This window comes from Marinobacter sp., from assembly GCF_041686475.1.
Classification (GTDB): domain Bacteria; phylum Pseudomonadota; class Gammaproteobacteria; order Pseudomonadales; family Oleiphilaceae; genus Marinobacter.
In genome coordinates this window covers 1-16,945 of record NZ_JAWLDU010000055.1, presented here as the reverse complement: position 1 = coordinate 16,945, position 16,945 = coordinate 1, and the positions used below count along the sequence as shown (strand labels likewise).

Annotated in this window: 17 protein-coding genes; 13 read left to right on the top strand and 4 right to left on the bottom strand. The window is 57.2% G+C overall.

The features are described from left to right. Nucleotides 1-114: 114 nt before the first annotated feature. Complete coding sequence (locus ACESMB_RS12100) at nucleotides 115-1,014, bottom strand: homocysteine S-methyltransferase family protein (protein ID WP_372927379.1); 900 nt, start codon at nucleotides 1,012-1,014, stop codon at nucleotides 115-117. A 227-nt stretch (nucleotides 1,015-1,241) separates the two neighbouring features. Here ACESMB_RS12100 and ACESMB_RS12095 point away from each other — a divergent pair, with 227 nt between their 5' ends. The 9 genes from ACESMB_RS12095 to tenA all read left to right on the top strand — a co-directional run bounded on the left by ACESMB_RS12095 (nucleotide 1,242) and on the right by tenA (nucleotide 9,481). Next, nucleotides 1,242-2,114, top strand: a complete 873-nt coding sequence (locus ACESMB_RS12095) for a sugar phosphate isomerase/epimerase family protein (RefSeq protein ID WP_372971649.1) — start codon at nucleotides 1,242-1,244, stop codon at nucleotides 2,112-2,114. A gap of 23 nt (nucleotides 2,115-2,137) precedes the next feature. Beyond that, complete coding sequence (locus tag ACESMB_RS12090; RefSeq protein WP_372971648.1) at nucleotides 2,138-3,154, top strand: fatty acid desaturase family protein; 1,017 nt, start codon at nucleotides 2,138-2,140, stop codon at nucleotides 3,152-3,154. 10 nt (nucleotides 3,155-3,164) lie between these two features. Continuing rightward, nucleotides 3,165-4,046 carry an ABC transporter permease gene (locus tag ACESMB_RS12085; protein WP_372971647.1) on the top strand — a complete coding sequence of 294 codons (882 nt, stop codon included), beginning with the start codon at nucleotides 3,165-3,167 and terminating at the stop codon, nucleotides 4,044-4,046. 48 nt (nucleotides 4,047-4,094) lie between these two features. After that, nucleotides 4,095-5,129 carry an ABC transporter substrate-binding protein gene (locus ACESMB_RS12080; RefSeq protein WP_372971646.1) on the top strand — a complete coding sequence of 345 codons (1,035 nt, stop codon included), beginning with the start codon at nucleotides 4,095-4,097 and terminating at the stop codon, nucleotides 5,127-5,129. A gap of 14 nt (nucleotides 5,130-5,143) precedes the next feature. Then, nucleotides 5,144-5,935, top strand: a complete 792-nt coding sequence (locus ACESMB_RS12075) for an ABC transporter ATP-binding protein (protein WP_372927374.1) — start codon at nucleotides 5,144-5,146, stop codon at nucleotides 5,933-5,935. A gap of 12 nt (nucleotides 5,936-5,947) precedes the next feature. Continuing rightward, nucleotides 5,948-6,544 carry a hypothetical protein gene (locus ACESMB_RS12070; RefSeq protein WP_372927373.1) on the top strand — a complete coding sequence of 199 codons (597 nt, stop codon included), beginning with the start codon at nucleotides 5,948-5,950 and terminating at the stop codon, nucleotides 6,542-6,544. Nucleotides 6,545-6,796: 252 nt separating this feature from the next. Then, a complete protein-coding gene (locus ACESMB_RS12065; protein WP_372971645.1) occupies nucleotides 6,797-8,227 on the top strand; it encodes a hypothetical protein in 1,431 nt (476 codons plus the stop codon). A 342-nt stretch (nucleotides 8,228-8,569) separates the two neighbouring features. Next, on the top strand, nucleotides 8,570-8,782 hold the full coding sequence (locus ACESMB_RS12060) for a penicillin-binding protein (protein WP_372971644.1): 213 nt from the start codon (nucleotides 8,570-8,572) through the stop codon (nucleotides 8,780-8,782). Nucleotides 8,783-8,812: 30 nt separating this feature from the next. Further along, nucleotides 8,813-9,481 (top strand): thiaminase II, encoded by a 669-nt coding sequence (gene tenA / locus ACESMB_RS12055; RefSeq protein WP_372927448.1) that lies wholly within the window; start codon nucleotides 8,813-8,815, stop codon nucleotides 9,479-9,481. 45 nt (nucleotides 9,482-9,526) lie between these two features. Here the strand turns inward: tenA and ACESMB_RS12050 are convergent, their stop codons facing one another. From ACESMB_RS12050 to ACESMB_RS12040, 3 genes are all read right to left on the bottom strand, one after another. Further along, the gene (locus tag ACESMB_RS12050) at nucleotides 9,527-10,687 is read right to left on the bottom strand and encodes an MFS transporter (RefSeq protein ID WP_372927449.1); all 1,161 of its coding nucleotides are present in this window, start codon (nucleotides 10,685-10,687) and stop codon (nucleotides 9,527-9,529) included. Beyond that, nucleotides 10,684-11,250, bottom strand: a complete 567-nt coding sequence (locus tag ACESMB_RS12045) for a TetR/AcrR family transcriptional regulator (RefSeq protein ID WP_372927450.1) — start codon at nucleotides 11,248-11,250, stop codon at nucleotides 10,684-10,686. Before ACESMB_RS12045 ends, ACESMB_RS12050 begins: the two co-directional genes overlap by 4 nt. 142 nt (nucleotides 11,251-11,392) lie before the next feature. Then, entirely contained in the window at nucleotides 11,393-11,866 is a 474-nt protein-coding gene (locus tag ACESMB_RS12040; protein WP_372927451.1) for an NADAR family protein, read from the bottom strand. A 169-nt stretch (nucleotides 11,867-12,035) separates the two neighbouring features. On the opposite strand from ACESMB_RS12040, the gene ACESMB_RS12035 reads away from it, so the two are divergent. The 4 genes from ACESMB_RS12035 to ACESMB_RS12020 form a co-directional block, all read left to right on the top strand. Continuing rightward, the gene (locus ACESMB_RS12035) at nucleotides 12,036-12,494 is read left to right on the top strand and encodes a gamma-glutamylcyclotransferase family protein (protein ID WP_372927452.1); all 459 of its coding nucleotides are present in this window, start codon (nucleotides 12,036-12,038) and stop codon (nucleotides 12,492-12,494) included. An 84-nt stretch (nucleotides 12,495-12,578) separates the two neighbouring features. Then, nucleotides 12,579-14,981 carry a Lon protease family protein gene (locus tag ACESMB_RS12030; protein WP_372927453.1) on the top strand — a complete coding sequence of 801 codons (2,403 nt, stop codon included), beginning with the start codon at nucleotides 12,579-12,581 and terminating at the stop codon, nucleotides 14,979-14,981. After that, on the top strand, nucleotides 14,974-15,837 hold the full coding sequence (locus tag ACESMB_RS12025; RefSeq protein ID WP_372971643.1) for a universal stress protein: 864 nt from the start codon (nucleotides 14,974-14,976) through the stop codon (nucleotides 15,835-15,837). Before ACESMB_RS12030 ends, ACESMB_RS12025 begins: the two co-directional genes overlap by 8 nt. 43 nt (nucleotides 15,838-15,880) lie before the next feature. Continuing rightward, nucleotides 15,881-16,945, top strand: a 1,065-nt coding sequence (locus ACESMB_RS12020; RefSeq protein ID WP_372971642.1) for an alpha/beta hydrolase, incomplete at its 3' end; no start/stop codon positions are given.

The following is a 16,945-nucleotide window of genomic DNA, read 5'->3' as shown; positions in this document are numbered from 1 at the left end:
TTATCGGCGGCCTGGCGGTCTATGTGCTGATGGTTGTCTGGGCCCACCAGTGGCTGTTTGGAGTGGCGCCCGTCTGAGATACAGAACTCCGGAAGCACGGGACATCGAAGCCAGTCATCCCATCTGCGAGAAAGGAACCAGCTCAAAATCGACAGACAGCGCTTCGGCCATATTCCGGATATGGCCAGGCGTAATCTCGCAGCAGCCACCAACCACACGGGCACCATCTGCCAACCACTGTCGAACCTGCGCGGTATAAGCTTCCGGAGAGATGTCAGGCCGCGCCTCCAGGGCATCCACGGAACCACCCTGCGCCATTGATTCCACCGATTTGAAGGCATTCGCGTAACCCCCTGCACGCGGATACAAGGCAACCAGCTCCGGCATGGCTGCCGTCAGCACTTCAGGATCGCAACAGTTCAACATTACCGCGGTGGGCCCGTCATCCCTTACCGCCGAAACGGCCTCAGCCAGGGTTTCACCGGACCGGAGCCTGCCGTCGGCTTCAAGTCGGAATGCCATACCATAGGGTTTTCCCGACTCCTGGGCTGCAGCGCAAGCCGCACGCGCTTCCAGAGTGTTGGTAATGGTTTCAATCAGGAATACATCAGCGCGGGCCTGCCGTTGAACGATCAAGGCATACTCATCGCGCAGATCCTCGAAAGAACGCGCCGGCTGGCCCCGATAGCTGCCAGTCAACGGCGGAAGGCAGCCAGCAATGTCAACCTGCACCCCAGTCTCCTCGATTGCCCTTTCCAGAACCTGAAACGCCTGCCGATGAATGGCAGCAAACTGCTCGAACATATTCTGCTCACGCAACCGGGTTGGTGTGGCGGCATAGGTGTTAAGCGTCAGGGTTCTTGCCCCGGCGCGGATAAAATCTGCGTGCACCGCCGAAACAATATCGGGCTGCTCCAGCATGACCGCAACAGACCATAGTGGGGAGCTCACGCTATGAGCCCTGCGATAGATTTCCTGGCCAAGGCCACCGTCGAGAAGTGCGATGGATGTCATACAGCGTGTTACTCCTTAGCGGAGCGGTCATCGACCTGAACAGTAAACCAGTCACGCACCGCCCGTGTGCAATTGCACCAATCATAACCACAAATGCCACCCAGAATAACCCCGCAGAAATACGCCGTTTACATGCCAGGCTGTATATTTAAAGCGTTTTTGGGCTTATGGCACAACGGTTGCAGCGATAAACCCAGTGACATTTCAGAATTGCAAAGGAGTCGTCCGTGAAACTAAAACGCTTCAAAACTCTATGGGGTCACGAAGGCTCGCTGGCCCAGGCTGTGAACCAGGTCAATGAAGCCGGGTTTGACGGCATCGAAGCGCCTGTTCCCGGCACTCACGCCGAAGCACAGGCCTTCGGAGAAACCCTGCGCGCAAATGGCCTGCTGTGGATTCAGGAGGTGTGCACCACCGGTAGCTATGTGCCACAGCGCGATGCCAGTATCGAAGAGCACCTTAAAGACTTCGAGGCCAAACTGAGCAGTGCCCGGCAAACCGGTCTTGAACCCGAGTTCGTGAACGTAATGGGCGGGTGCGACGCCTGGCCGATCGATGACTCTGTGCGGTTTTTCTCGGAAGCCCAGAACATCGCCGACAGGCTCGGAATTCCCGTGAGTTTCGAAACGCACCGTGGGCGCAGCTTCTTCAGCCCCTGGAACACGGTGGCCATTCTCGAAAAAGTTCCGGAAATCGACGTTACCTGTGATTTCAGCCACTGGGCCGTTGTCTCCGAACGCCTGCCCCATATCGAGTGGGACTGCATCGAACGCACCGCCAGCCAGGCCCGGCACATCCACTCCAGGGTCGGTTACGACCAGGGCCCACAGGTTCCGCATCCGGCGGCCCCGGAATACGCCGAGGCGCTTGCTTCCCACCAGGCATGCTGGGAAGCGGTGTGGCAATCACAACTTCAGCGAGGGCTTGATAACACTTACATGACGCCCGAATTCGGAACCGACGGTTATCTGCATCTGCTTCCCTTCACCCAGGCGCCCATTGCCGACCTCTGGTCTCTCAATCGCTGGATCGGGGAGGAAGAGCTTGCACATTTCGAGCGCTGGCGCACCTCCAACGCGAAAACTTCGAAGATTGCCTAGAACGTAAGGGAGATAACAGGACAATGCCTAACATTACTCAGCATTTTCGCCACTCAGACGGTGTATGGCCGCTGACGCTTGTGCTGGCCTACATCCTGACCAGCTACATAGGCGGCTGGCTGCTGATGGCCCAGCCGGGATTCCTGCTGCCGGCACTGGGCGTTATTGCCTGCGGCCATGGCATGGTAATCGCCGCCTATCTGGTGCATGACTGCGCCCACAACGCCATCTTCAGGAAAACAGAACCTAATAGCCGGCTGGGCAAATGGCTCAACTGGATCAGTGGTGGAAGCTACGGTACCTACGAAGATCTGCGCTACAAGCACATGCGCCACCATGTGGATAACGCCGACCCGATTTCATTCGATTACCGCGCGTGGCTGAAGGCCCATCCCAAAACCGAAAAAACCGTCTTCACCCTGGAATGGTTCTATATTCCCGCTGTCGACATTCTGATGCATGCCGTACTGATGGTGGCACCATTCACACCCATCGGTAACCGTGAACACAGGAAACGTGCGGCAGCCGTACTACTGACCCGCGCCACTGTGTTCGCAGCCCTTGCAGTCTGGAGCCTGAAAGCGGTGCTGCTTTACGTGCTTGCCTATGGGCTTATGCTCACGGTACTGAGGTTCTTCGATGCCTATCAGCACAATTACGAAATCGTGGTTAATCTTCACGACCCGGACGCGGAGCTGCCCCGCAAAGGCGATCGTGACTACGAGCAGAACAACACCTACAGCAATCTTATTTCACGACGCTGGCCGGTGTTAAACCTGCTCGTGCTCAATTTCTGCTACCACAACGCCCACCACGCCAAGCCCACCATGCCCTGGTACAAACTGCCGGCGCTTCATAACGAACTCTTTGGCGATGCCTACACCCGAACCGTGGGCATGAAGGGACAGCTCAAGAGCTATCACCGCAACCGCATTGCCGGCATCTACGCAGAAACCTACGGACAGGTTGAAGTGCCCGAAGCGCTTCGCGAGGGAAAAGCGGTCCCGGTTTACGGTCTCAGCTTCCTGACAGCCTTCTGAGGTAACCCCGATGACCGCAAAACTCTCGGAGAATGCAACGCGGCAAGCCATAGTCCCGACCCCGGCGAAGGAGACCGCTGCTGCATCGAAGCAGCGCTCGGATTACTGGTTCGATTTCAACCAGACACTTCCGGGTGGTCAGCGTCTGGTTTTAGGCACCATCGGCTGGATGACTTTCCTGTTGCTCTGGCAGGTCACATCCCAGATGGATCTCGCTCCGGATCGTCTTTATCCCGCGCCAGCGGCTGTGTTCAGTTCATTGAAGGATCTTTTCCTGGAACAGAACTTTTTCAGTGATGTGGTATCCAGCGTGACCCGAATTGTCATCAGCTTCGCAATTGCCATTCTGATTGCCATGCCCATCGGTCTGCTAATGGGATCATTCGCACGGGTTGACGGTTTACTCAACCCTCTGCTCGGGGCATGGCGCTACCTTCCAGCTCCGGCCTTTATTCCTCTGCTGCTGATGTGGTTGGGCACCGGCGACACCCAGAAAATCACTTTGCTGCTGATGGGTGTTGTTTTCTTTCTGGTCATCATGCTTGCCGACGTCACCCGTCAAACCCCGAAAGTACTGATCGAAACTGCCAAAACCCTTGGCGGCGGGCGACGCATTATCCTGTGGACCGTGCTGTTCCGCCATTCCCTGCCTGGCTACGTCGACACATGCCGACAGATGCTGGCTGTCAGCTGGACTTACCTGGTGATCGCGGAGATCGTTGCGGCAACCGATGGTATCGGCGCGATGATGATGCGCGCCAAGCGTTTTGTCCATGTCGACGACATCATGGCTGGCATCGTCACTATTGGTGTCCTCGGCCTGCTCTTCGACGTTCTCTTCAGACTGGTTTACCGGAAATGTTTTCCCTATCTCGGCCGCGAGCGCTCCTGATAATGCGACTCGGCCTGACCCCCTCACCAACCCAAGAGGTAATGCCACATGAACTGGCTTAAACATAGTCTCGCTGTATTGATACTTGCCCTGATTTCGGGCAATGCCGTTTCGGCAGAAACGGTGCGTTTGTCGCTGTTTTCATGGCCGGGTTATGGCTTCTGGTTTATCGCCCAGGAGAAAAACCTGGCGCCGGATCTTGATCTGGAAATAACTATCATTGAGGACCCCTACGAGAGTTTTGGCCTGATGTCTGCAGGTGCCCTGGACGTCACCTCCAGCACTGCTGAATACGCGCCGATAGCTGCCGACAAAGACGTTCCGGTAAAAATGGTGACCTACACCAATCCTTCTTATGGAACCGACAAGATTGTGCTGGCGCCCGGAATCGAAAGCGCTGACGACCTTAAAGGCAAATCGGTTGCGGTACTGGAAGGCGGCCTGACCCAGATATTCATGGGGATATGGCTCGAGGAAAACGGCGTTGGCATCGACGAAGTCGAGTTTACCAACCTGATTATGGATGACGCCGTCGGAGCCCTGGTGGGTGGCGACGTCAGCGCAGCTGAATTCTGGGAACCGTTTGGCTCCCAGGCTCTGGACGCTTTGCCGGGCTCGACCGTTGTCGCCTCCTCAGAGGAGCCCGGCTGGATCGAAACCGCACTGTTGGGCGACGCCATGTACATGAGCGACTCCTTCCTCCAACAGAAGCCGGAAACCGCCGCGAAGGTCATGCAGGCGTACTTCGATGCAGTGGACTACTGGAAAGAGAACCCTGCCGAAGCGAATGAAATCATCGCCAAAGCCCTCAGATTTCCGGTGTCTGATGTCGAGAAAGTCATCGGCTCGACCGGCGAAATTCACAAGGGAGGTATCTGGATCTTCGACAGGAACCAGGCGGCAAAATATATGGGCCTGATGTCCGGTGAGCTGCCACTGGGTCTGCCTAACGGCCAGGTTGCAGAGAACTGGGAAACAGTTACCGACTGGTGGCTCAAATTTGGCCTCGTTGACGAACGCCATCCGATGGAAGCGGGCGTTGACATGACGCCGCTGAAGACCATCCTCGCGCCCAATGATTAAAAGGAGCCTGTACCATGATTTCCTCCAAGGGTCTCTCAGTGTCTGGCATCAGCAAGAACTTCCAGTCTGGTGGGCGAACCGTTCAGGCACTGGATGACATTTCACTGTCTCTGCCTGCCGGCAAGGTTGGTGTTCTGCTCGGCCCGTCCGGCTGTGGCAAGTCCACCCTGCTGCGCATGGTGGCAGGGCTGGAGAAACCCTCGGAAGGAGAGATTACCCTCAACGGGAGTGCTGTGGAGCATCCCGGCCGTGACCGTGGCATGGTGTTTCAGGATTACACCTCGTTTCCCTGGCTCTCCGTGCGGGACAACGTTGCCTACGGCCTGAAAATCAACGGTGACAGCAGTGCGCTGAACGAGGGTACCGTTGATCATTTTATACGGGCGGTTGGCCTCGAGTCTTTCGCAGAAGCCTACCCCCATCAGCTCTCTGGCGGCATGCGGCAGCGCGTGGCCATCGCGCGAACCCTCGCCAATTATCCGCAACTGCTACTGATGGATGAACCATTCGGTGCCCTCGACCCGGAAACCCGCTGGCAGATGCAGGATCTGCTGCTGAATGTGGTTCGTAAGGAGCGCACGACGGTTCTGGCAGTCTCCCACGACATCGAAGAAGCGCTGTACCTGGGAGATGTGGTGTTCTTTCTCTCCCGGCACCCCGGACGGCTGAAGGAAACCATATATACGGATTTTAAAACCAACCTGCCGGCGAATGACCGCGAGGCATTTCTGCAATCCAATGACTACAGGCGCCTTGAGCTTCACATTCGCCGCCTGATGCGCGACGAGGGGCGTGATGCTGCCTAGTGGAGAGTAGAAATGCCAGATCATGACAACCTCGCTGCGCGAAAAGAAGGCTTTCGCGCATTACCGGTTCAGGGTTTCACTGTCCCCTCCCAATGGCAGGGCCAGCAGGTGTTGCTGGTTCCTGCCAGCCCTGAATGGGTCGAGCTGGACTTCAAGTCCGTCATAGAAAGCCGCAGCAAGTTGAAGCATCTGTTCGGACCAGACGATACCTGGCCACCGGACAATCTCGACATCAGTATGAACAGTGCCGACCTGGCCTGGCATGCACGCGAGTTCGAGAGCCGCCGCTCTTTCGCCTATCACCTGCTGAGCCACGACAAGCAAAACTGCCTGGGATGCCTCTACATCTACCCTACCGCCAGCACCCGACATCAAGCCGAAGCCTATCTGTGGACCCATATAAGCCTGAGCACAGAGCGGGCCAGACTGATCGAGGATGAAATCATTAACTGGATCACCCGGCACTGGCCCATTGAAGCCATCGCATGGCCGGGGCGACTTATACCCTTCAGTCGCTGGGAGCAGGCGGCCATTCCCAATTACTATGCCACCATGCGTATGGTGCAAAACCCTGCCCTCGATGATCCGTCCACACGTTTAAAATTGTAAATGCTCAGAATCCATACTGCTCTCCATCTGCGGAACTGCGGCAAGACTGATCACCGAAAAGCTCCAATCAACAACAGGTTAGCCGGATTTCCCGCCCCCTGAATCCTGTTACTTTCGATCTCAACATGTATCCCTCCGTAAGCGCCAATTTCCTGACGGATTCTGGCTGGAAAATCTGGAACCAGAGCGCATATAACCGAAAACTGCCGCTGTATGATTCGCTCAAATTCGTCAATAATTTGGTGCAAAACAATGTCATATTGCGGCAATAACTTATCGAAGCATGGACTGCTGACTTTATCTGCGGTGGTTCTGCTCTCGGGCTGCGGTCTGGACATTACTTCCGAAGATAGCAAAACAGCAGCCCAGTCCCTGGACCAGAACGAACCAACGGTGGAAATTGCCGGCGATGCCATGAAAGGCGTTATCCAGCAGGGGCTGGTAACCGCTAATCGTCTAATTTCAGACAAAGACGGTTATTACGCGCCACAACGGCAGGCGGCGAAGCCGGTCCTGACCGCTGACGATGGTAGTTACGAATGGCGGCTGCGTGGAAAGGCGGACAGCTGGGCCCTCGTAGAGCTCCATGCCGATGGCAGCACCCGCATGATCTGCGACGTGGTGCCCCAATGCGAACAGGGCGATGGCTCGCCGGTTGCTTTTGGGCAAACCATGGCACTGGACAGCAGTTTCAGCCTGCGCGGAGCCGGCGACCTGCGAATGGAAACCGTCAACCTGACGCCACTGACCCATCTGGCCGTTGCTCTCGCTGAACGCAGCGGCAACGGGCTTTCTCCCGAGGCGCTCTCTGACTCCTACGAGACGGTGGAAAGCTGGTTCGGTCTTGCTCCAGGCTCCCTTCGCCTCCCCCCGCCAGATCTGACCAGACTGGATGAGACAGATAATGTCTCGGCCGATGCGCTGCAACTGGCTGTTACCAACGCCGCCTTTCTGGCACTGGTGAACAACAATGCCCAGTGGGACTCGATTTCCGATGTCCTGAACAACATCGCCACCCAGGCCACTGAAACCGGCCAGATCAGCCTGATGGGTGATGGCGTGAACGTGGCTCTGGCAGATCTGATCAGTACTGCAGCCGTTCAAGCTTCCGAGCTTCAGGCCACTGTTGACTCCAGCATCATCAGCCAACGGCTGGTGGTGGTTGAGCATCGTAACGTGCAGCGCTTCAAAACCATTGCAGATGTGTACGAGGAGAGCGATACCGACGTTGCCGAAACCGACGAAACGGCTGACGACACAACCGGAGACACTACAACAGACACCACAGAGGATAACACCGGCAGCACCGAAGAAACCGCTGATAGCGGAACCGACGGCAACGGTGACACGGTTGCTGACACTGATAACGATACCAGCGAGCCGCCAGCCACGGAAACCACTCCGGAAGAAACCGTTCCGGCCAATGCCGCCATGCTGAGCTGGACTGCGCCGCTCACCCGAGAGAACGGTGACAGCCTGTCCATGGGTGAAATTGCCGGCTTTGAAGTGGTCTACGGCAACAGCGAAGACACACTGGACCAGAGCCTTGCCATCGGTGACGCCTCCGTGGACGAACTGCTGGTGGATGAACTCACAGAAGGCACCTGGTATTTCGCCATCCGTACACTGGACACCGATGGCAATCGCAGCCGCCTGTCAGAGGTTGTTAACAAGCAGATCTGAATTACCCTCCTGCCCTACCAAAGACCCACCGAAGAGGGTTTATGGTCGTATGTACTGGGGGAGCAGCGCATGATGCACTGATCCCCCAACGACCAACCGCAGTAGAATAACCATGACAACAGCCTCCACAACGCTCCGTGATCTGAACGGCCTTGGCAATACGCCGGCAAAGCTTTCTTCGTCATGTGACAGCCCCCGGTAGAATGCAAACATCATCGCAAACACCAGGATAAACATCGGCAGCCCAACAATGGTAATCACCTCTTGTGGCGCCGTAAGGCCTGCGTATACTTTCTCTGTTAAGATTCCAGTACACCACTACCCCGACGAGGCAACGTTCCTATGACTGATGAAGACACACTCAATGCCCTTAAAACCGCCTTCACCTTCATGCCCCAGCCCGTGGAGGTCAACCGGTTTGAATACGGTGACGAAGCCGACAAAATCCTCGCCCAGGTTAATTTTGTGCGGGAAGTTCTGATCAGCCACGGGATTGATCCGGAAGAAGTAGCCGGAGAAATCAATCCGGATTCTTCACCGAACTCCTGCTACTGAACCAAACAAGCCTGCAATTCGGGAGATCAGATGTCGTACCAGTTTGAAGACCTCAAGACGAGCTGCCAGGAAGAATGGCGCGCCTACATCGAACACAGCTTTGTGAAACAGTTGGGAGACGCATCTCTTGCGCCTGAGGCGTTCCAGCACTATCTGAAGCAGGATTACCTGTTTCTGATCCAGTTCGCCCGGGCCTATGCCCTGGCTGCCTACAAAAGCCCCACACTGTCTGATCTGCGGCAGGCCAAGGAAGGCTTACAGGCAATCATTGATGTAGAGCTTGATCTGCACATCAGCTACTGCAAGGAGTGGGGCATATCAGAGGAAGAGCTCGCGAAACTGCCGGAAGCACGGGCCACCCTTGCCTACACACGTTATGTGCTCGACACGGGCAACCGCGGCGATCTTCTGGATCTGCACGTTGCGCTATCACCCTGTATGGTCGGTTACGGCGAGATTGCCAACTGGCTGAACAAACGGGCCGAAACAGTCCGGGGTGCTCACAATCCATACGATGCCTGGATAGCCATGTATGAAAGTGACGAATTCCAGGACGCCATGCAGACGGAAATCCAATGGCTGAATGACCGGTTGGCAGATGTTACCCCATCCAGGTTCACGCAGCTCACGCGGATATTCAGCGACGCCACCCGGCTCGAAATTGATTTCTGGGAGATGGGGCTGAAGCAGAGCGATTGAGCCCGGTAACCGCGAATTCATGAAGCGGTTACGGGTCATCGGGGTTCAGTAGGCGGGGCCGGTCAATCTTGCCACTGGTACCGAAAGACCGGTCACCAGTATTCCCAGCAGCGCGTACAGACTGAAGGCCGCCTGATAACCCGACGAATCAATCGCGATACCTGCCAGGGCCGAGCCAGCAACCTGCCCACCGGCAACGGCCAGAAAAGGCAGAACCGCCCCGTAAGTGGGCTTGCCAGGCAAAAGGCGAGTGCCCTGGACCAGGTAAAAACTGCTTAAAATCATGTAACTGGCACCAAATACCGCGACAGACAGCAAAGCTAAGGAAATGCTTCCGGGGGCAATGGCCAGCAGCCCGACCGCACCGGACAGCGCCGCCAGCGCCGAAGCATGGGTTACAGCAGAGCCATAGCGATCAATCAGGTCACCGGCAAAGCCGCCCAGCAATCCGGCAACGCCTACCGCTAACCACATCCAGGCAGTCTGGCTGGATTGCATCCCACCCTGCTTGATAGCGGCATCCGGTGCGAACACCCAGACAACGGAACTGACCAGCCCCATCGCAGCAGCTAGCCCACACAACCGGGCCATCTTACGCCCCGGGCGATCCTCATCCTGTGAGTGGGAGGAAGATGGATTGCTGCTGGACACCCGGCCGGGCAAATACAACAGGGTAGCGATAACCGCAGCAACCGCCAGCAGTGCAAATCCCGCATAGGCAAGCCGCCACTGACCGGCCAGCAGCAGGACCGCCGGCATGGCCAGCGCTATACCCAGGCTGGTGCCGGAATTGATGGTGGCGTTGACCCTTCCACGCACCTCGGGACGCACACAAAGGTGCACCACCCCGGCCATAACCGGAGTCGACAGGCCAGTGCTGATGCCGCAGACCAGCACCCCCAGGGCGAGAGTCATCGGCCCCGGTGCAGAAGCAATGGTCGACAACCCGAACAGGGCCAGGCCGGCTGCGCCGAACGCCGCATACCGAACCCCGAGCAACCGGGTATACCGGGGCGCCAGCAGGATGGCAACAATAAAGCTCAGAAAGGGAAGTGAGCCGATCAGACCGGCTACCGTGGACGACATTGTCATGTCATCGCGAATGACAGGCAGAAACAGACCAAATACGAAACGCGCCAGACCGTATGTGATGGCAATCAGGCCAGCACCCAGAGTGGCAACTCCAGTCGCGGACAAATAATTCACGGAGCCTTAAACCTTACATTCCAGATGAGTTCTTCAATGGCTTTACGGGTGTCAGCCAGAAGCGCATCCGGTCCCAACACGGGTAGCACCGCGTTACAGCCTTCCAGGACCAGGAAAACACGCCGTGCCAGCGAGTCCTGCCCGGGCAGACTATCCCGGGCCAGTGCCGACTGGATTCGAACCAATACATCTTTCTTGGCCAGGACGGCCTGTTTGTGGATCGCGGCGTCATGTTCCCCGAATTCCGACATCGCCTTGCCCTGAATGCATCCCTGCCGGCTGAACTCTCCGACCCACTGGCTATGAGCATCAACCAGGGCCAGCGTGGCGTCACCATCAGCGGCCTGCTCGACTTCCGCATCCAGAGCTTCAAGAAAGCGACTATGCCGGTCATTCAGAACCTCAGCAACCAGGGCCCCTTTTGACGAGAAATTGTTGTACAACGTCATGCGGACAACACCGGCCTCCGCAACAATGCGATCGATACCGGTGGCGTGAAATCCCTGTTGATAAAAGAGTCGTTCGGCTGTGCTGAGCAATGCTGACCGTTTCGGAGACACCATAAAACACACCTGATCTGACTAGACCGGTCTATCTAAACATTCAGGCGATCAGAGGGTCAAACGCCGGCAATTCCGACTTCGTTTCAGCCGCAGCACTATGCTTTCAGGATTGGTTATATAGGCATATTCGGAAGAGATGGGGTTAAAGGCCCTGCTCTTCTCGCAATTTTTCACGCACATTCATCAGCACTTTCCCGTAGCGGTTTTCGCCCCGGCGATCACGGCCACAGCCCCAGAAATAATCGAAGTTGCTGTTCTCCACGATCTTCTGGTCACCGGTTTTTAGCAGTGCTTCTGCCAGTCCGGGATGCGTACGGCATCGTATGTAAATCCCACGGGTCATGACGGTTTCACGCACCTGTTTCCAGTCCCGCCGAAGGCTTTTGTGGCGCTTGCGGCCAAGTTTTCCAGCGAGTGCAGGTGTGGCTGCCGCCCGTATTTTTTCCTGCCGGTTTTCATCGGTGAATTTCATACCCTGGAAATAATGTTCCACCGTGGGCCAGACCTTGCCTTCCAGCTCAAAGCTGAAAGCAGCATGGGTTCCCAATGGGTTATCTGAATCCGTCCTGGAAATGAACAGATCATTCTCGCCGCTGTCGGCGGGGAAAAGAGCCATAGTTACAACCTCCGAAGAAACACCTTCTGCCTCACATCAATCAGCAGTCTCTATCAGTGCAGTATACGGCCAATGGGGACAGTTATCACTGAGCCTGGTCCAACCTGCTATGCTCATCGTTAGCTAAGGAGTGCCGATTATTCATCCGGAGGAAAGTGCGTACCGCTCGATGAAAAAAACAATCCTGTACACCCTCGCGACCGTCTCAGTCCTCGTTATTTCAGGGATAGGCTATCTCTGGCTTACTTTTGCCAGCCCCTTCGGCTATGACCCGCCTGATAATCTGCCCGCCATAGACGAAGACGCTACCTATTCCGTGTTCGTGTACGGCACTCTCACGAAGCCCTGGGTGCGATGGCTGGTGACGGGACGCGCGGGGGAAGGTGAACCCGCCAGGCTGCCGGATTTCCGCAAGGACGAGCTGGACATCAAACCGGTCGCCGGTGCGGTCACTGAAGGCGAAGTCATCACTGTGAATGCCGAGGAACTGCGGGCGCTGGACCGATACGAACGACTGGGCATTCGCTATGAGCGGGTGAAACTGACACTGAAGGATGGCCAGTCAGCCTGGGTGTACCGGCTGATGGACCCTCTCGTGCTGGAGCTTACAGACGAGATTTCGGATTAGACAGGGATCCGCCCTCGTAGTCTATCCTTGAGTGACATCCTTCGCAGTTTCGCAGGCTGCCAGCCAATCATCTGGAGAACGCTGATGGTATTACCCTCGCCGCTGACACCGGAACAGGTCTACCACCGATGCCCCGTAGACCAGCTGGATTTCGACACCACCGACTCACTGGAGGACCTGGACCTGCCCTGTGGCCAGGAGCGCGTGCTGCGTGCGCTGGAGTTCGGGGCCGGCATGCGGGCGGACGGGTTCAACCTGTTTGTCCTCGGGCCCTCCGGCACTGGCAAGCACGAACTCGTTGAACGCTTCCTCGCTAACTATGCCGAACAGCAACCTGTGCCATCGGATTGGTGCCACGTTCACAACTTTGAGTTCGCCGACCGGCCAAGGTCCATGCGCCTCGCAGCCGGGGAAGGCAGGCAGTTCAAGAAAGACATGAATGACCTTTCCGGGGAGCTGCGCACAGCGATTCCGGCAACCTTCGAAAGTGAGGAGTATCAGGCGCGCCTGCAGGAACTGCAGGAGGAAATGACCAAGCGCCAGCACCAGAGTCTGTTCGATATCCAGGAAGAGGCCAACGCCAATAACATTGCCATGATAACAACGCCTGCAGGCTTCACTTTCGCCCCGAAGCGCAATGGCGAGGTTATCGATCCGGAGGAATATAAAAACTTCTCCGATGAAGAAAAAGCCCTTGTTGAGTCCAAGATAGAGGAACTCCAGAAACAACTGCAGCAGACCATTCAACAGTTCCCACGTTTACGCAAAGAGGTCCGGGAACGCGTCCATGGGCTGAATGAAGAGATGGTCCAGCTCACTCTCGGCGGCCCGATCGGAGAACTTCGTGAAAAATGGCGACACCAGCCCGCCATTGTCGACTTTCTCGATGCCATACGCGAGGACGTGGTGGAACATGCGGAAGCCTTCCAGGACAACGAAAACGGCCCACCCACCGGGTTGCTCGGGCGATACAAAGTGAACCTGCTGGTCGACAATGCAGATACAACCGGGGCACCGGTGATTTACGAGGACCTGCCGAATCATCAGCATCTGGCAGGCCAGATTGAGCATCGGACCCGCCAGGGCACGCTCTACACCGATTTCACCCTGATCAAGGGCGGCTCTGTTCACCGGGCCAACGGTGGTTACCTGATCGTTGACGCCCGACGGATACTGAGCCAGCCAATGGCATGGGAGAGTCTGAAGCGCATCCTGTTTTCCGGCGAGATCCGAATCGAATCCCTGGAACGCCTGTATGGACTGGCCAGCACCATAAGCCTGCAGCCGGAGCCTATTCCGGTCTCCGTTAAAGTCGTATTACTGGGCGACCGCATGCTGTATTACCTGCTGTCCCACTACGACCCGGACTTCCTGGATCTGTTCAAGGTCGAGGCGGATTTTGAGGACGATCTGGACCGGGACGGCGACAGCTATGGGCTCTATGCCCGCATGATTGCGACCATGGCGCGGCAGCTGAAATGCCGGCCCCTTGATCGGGAAGCGGTGGCAAGACTGATCGAGCAGGCAAGCCGGCTTGCGGCGGATCAGCGCAAGCTTACCGCACACGATCGGGTACTGAAGGATATCGTCAGCGAGGCGGATCATTGGGCAACCCAGGCAGATAGCACCACAATTGAGATGGTACATATACAGCGGGCGATTGATGAGCGGGAATTCCGCGCCAGCCGGGTCCGCGAGCGAAGCCGGGAGCAGATTGCCCGCGGCGTCGTGATGATCGCCACCGAGGGTGAGATGGTGGGCCAGGTCAACGGCCTGTCGGTGCTTAAACTCGGTGCGTCCATGTTCGGCCAGCCAACCCGGATTACGGCCACTGCACGGCCAGGGCGGGGACAGGTCGTGGATATTGAACGGGAAGCCAAACTCGGCGGCCCTATTCACAGCAAGGCCGTGATGATTCTTTCCCGCTTCCTGGCGAGCCAGTATGCCGGCGACGGCGAACTATCGCTGTCGGCAAGCCTGGCTTTCGAACAGTCATATGGAGGCGTGGAAGGCGATTCTGCGTCCGTGGCGGAAACCTGTGTTCTGCTGTCGGCAATCAGCCGCCTGCCATTGCGCCAGGCGTTTGCCGTCACCGGCTCGATGAACCAGCACGGTGAAATTCAGGCGGTGGGCGGTGTTAACGAAAAAATCGAGGGTTTCTTTGATGTCTGTCGTGAAGCCGGCAAGGTTCACGGGCAGGGAGTCATTTTACCAGCCAGCAATGTCGAACACCTGATGCTCAACGCAGCCGTTCGCCAGGCCATTTCCGATGGCGATTTCAGTATCTACCCGGTGTCGCACATCAACCAGGCGATCGAGCTTCTGACGGGCAAGAAAGCCGGACAACCAGGCGAGAACGGTGAATTCCCCGAGGCGTCCTTCAACCGGGCCGTCGCCGAGCGCCTGTTCCGGTTTGCGGAAGTCAGTAAAAAACAGGATGACGGCGAAGGAAGCAGTGACCGCAATGGAGACACAGGTCATGATTAATACCGGAAACCCCGCAGAGCCGGCGCCTCATCGCGGCCGCGTTCTGGTGCTTATCGACGGTTCACGGATGAGTTATGCCGCCCTGGAGGCTGCGGCTGATATCGCCGGCAAACGGGATGCCGAAATCCTGGGCGTGTTCGTCGAAGAACTGAACCTGTTGCGCAGTGCCGGATACGTTTTTTCCCGGGAGGTTGGCTCGGCTTCCGGAATCAGCCGGCCTTTTGACGCCACCATTCTGGAACAGCGGATGCGGCAGCTGGCGGATCATGCACGGGCAGCGCTTGCCGGGGCGGTCAGGTCGCGCGGAGGCAAAGCAACGCTCAGCATTGCTCGCGGCCGCGTGATCGATGAGGTACTGGCGATGGCAGGCCCGGACGATCTGCTGGTGCTTGGCCGCGCCGGCTGGTCGTCTCCCGCCGGTGCCAGGCTGGGTTCAACTGCACGGGAGCTGATCCGCCAGTCACCCGGCCAGGTGTTGTTATGGTGCGAACAGAAACTGCCCCATCAGAACCGCGTGGTTGTTTTCCTGAATGATCATGATCAGGCAAATCACCGGGCTGCAATGGCGGCCGCCGAGATCTCCCGGCACTCTCGTCAGCCGGTAACCATCATTCTGGGCACAGATGGCGAACCGGCTGCCAGTCGTCTCGACGCGGTCAGGCATGATCTTGATGTGCTCGGCAGCCGCACCCGACTTCGGGTCATGCCTGGTACCCATCCGGCAACCATCGCCCGGGTGCTTCGGGAGGAGCGAGCCTCGCAACTGGTGATCAGTCGTGAGTGCTCACTGTTTAGCGAACCCGGCGCAGAACAGCTGCTGTCTGCACTGAGTCTCCCTGTTACCGTGACCCCCTGAAAGAAGGGGAAGAATGGACAGTATCAGATAAAGGCCTTATATCATGCTCGGAATTGCCTGGTTCGCAATGATGTGGTTCGGACTGTTAATGGTTGCGCTAATAGCTGCCGCAGTTTACCTCTGGCGCCGGCATCACGGTGGCGGCAATGACACCGAAGTTCCCGGCCGCCTGCAACAGGGTGAGGCCCGCCAGCAAGTCGTTGAAATGGTCAAGGGTATGCATACCGCCGCAGAGGGCCTCCATGGCCGTGCCCGGGTAAAGGCGCTGCGAAACTACATGGACAGCATGAGCGACGGCCTGGAACTGGCTTCCGAAATTCGCTTTCCCGGCAGCAGCTCCCCCAAAGGGGAATGGGTCATTGCGCCGGAGGCACAACCCGGACGTCGCATTCTCTACATTCATGGCGGCTCCTGGGTCGCTGGCAGCCCCAAAAGCCATCGCGCCATTACAGACCGGTTGTCGCGCCTTACCCATGCCTGCGTGTTTGCGGTCGATTACCGGCTTATGCCGGAAAACCGCTATCTGGATGGCATCATCGACTGCCGTCAGGCTTATCGCTGGATACTGGACAATGGCCCGGATGGAGGGGCTCCGGCTGATTTCGTGGTGGTTGCGGGGGACTCTGCTGGCGGCAGCCATGCCCTGGGACTTATCGCCTGGATACGGGATCAGGGCCTGCAGCCACCGAACGCAACCGTGGCACTGTCACCTTCCACCGAACTGATGCTGACCTCGCTAAGCAAGCGTGCCAATATTAAAACTGATGTCATGCTGGGGCCGACCGTTAGAAAACTGGCGCGAATACCGACACCTTTGCTGTGGTGGGCAACCGTCCTTGGCATGCGGGTATTGCCCACCAACCCGATTGCGTCGCCCTTGCGCGGGAAGCTAAACGATCTACCGCCAACACTGATTCATGTCAGCGAGTCGGAGATGTTGCTGGAAAACGCCTTGCGGTACGCGGAGAAAGCACGAGCTGCCGGTTCATTGGTGGAAGTGCAGACCTGGCCTGACATGGTCCATGTGTGGCATCTCTTTACGCCACTTCTACCTGAGGCGGAAGAGGCGTTCGAGCATATCGGGGAGTTCCTGTCGCGGGTGGAAGCG

Excerpts from the sequence above, each read along its gene's own strand:
- ACESMB_RS12100 (WP_372927379.1), bottom strand. The coding sequence starts at position 1,014 with ATGACATCCATCGCACTTCTCGACGGTGGCCTTGGCCAGGAAATCTAT.
- ACESMB_RS12090 (WP_372971648.1), top strand. The coding sequence starts at position 2,138 with ATGCCTAACATTACTCAGCATTTTCGCCACTCAGACGGTGTATGGCCG.
- ACESMB_RS12085 (WP_372971647.1), top strand. The coding sequence starts at position 3,165 with ATGACCGCAAAACTCTCGGAGAATGCAACGCGGCAAGCCATAGTCCCG.
- ACESMB_RS12080 (WP_372971646.1), top strand. The coding sequence starts at position 4,095 with ATGAACTGGCTTAAACATAGTCTCGCTGTATTGATACTTGCCCTGATT.
- ACESMB_RS12075 (WP_372927374.1), top strand. The coding sequence starts at position 5,144 with ATGATTTCCTCCAAGGGTCTCTCAGTGTCTGGCATCAGCAAGAACTTC.
- ACESMB_RS12070 (WP_372927373.1), top strand. The coding sequence starts at position 5,948 with ATGCCAGATCATGACAACCTCGCTGCGCGAAAAGAAGGCTTTCGCGCA.
- ACESMB_RS12065 (WP_372971645.1), top strand. The coding sequence starts at position 6,797 with ATGTCATATTGCGGCAATAACTTATCGAAGCATGGACTGCTGACTTTA.
- ACESMB_RS12060 (WP_372971644.1), top strand. The coding sequence starts at position 8,570 with ATGACTGATGAAGACACACTCAATGCCCTTAAAACCGCCTTCACCTTC.
- tenA (WP_372927448.1), top strand. The coding sequence starts at position 8,813 with ATGTCGTACCAGTTTGAAGACCTCAAGACGAGCTGCCAGGAAGAATGG.
- ACESMB_RS12045 (WP_372927450.1), bottom strand. The coding sequence starts at position 11,250 with ATGGTGTCTCCGAAACGGTCAGCATTGCTCAGCACAGCCGAACGACTC.
- ACESMB_RS12040 (WP_372927451.1), bottom strand. The coding sequence starts at position 11,866 with ATGGCTCTTTTCCCCGCCGACAGCGGCGAGAATGATCTGTTCATTTCC.
- ACESMB_RS12035 (WP_372927452.1), top strand. The coding sequence starts at position 12,036 with ATGAAAAAAACAATCCTGTACACCCTCGCGACCGTCTCAGTCCTCGTT.
- ACESMB_RS12030 (WP_372927453.1), top strand. The coding sequence starts at position 12,579 with ATGGTATTACCCTCGCCGCTGACACCGGAACAGGTCTACCACCGATGC.
- ACESMB_RS12025 (WP_372971643.1), top strand. The coding sequence starts at position 14,974 with ATGATTAATACCGGAAACCCCGCAGAGCCGGCGCCTCATCGCGGCCGC.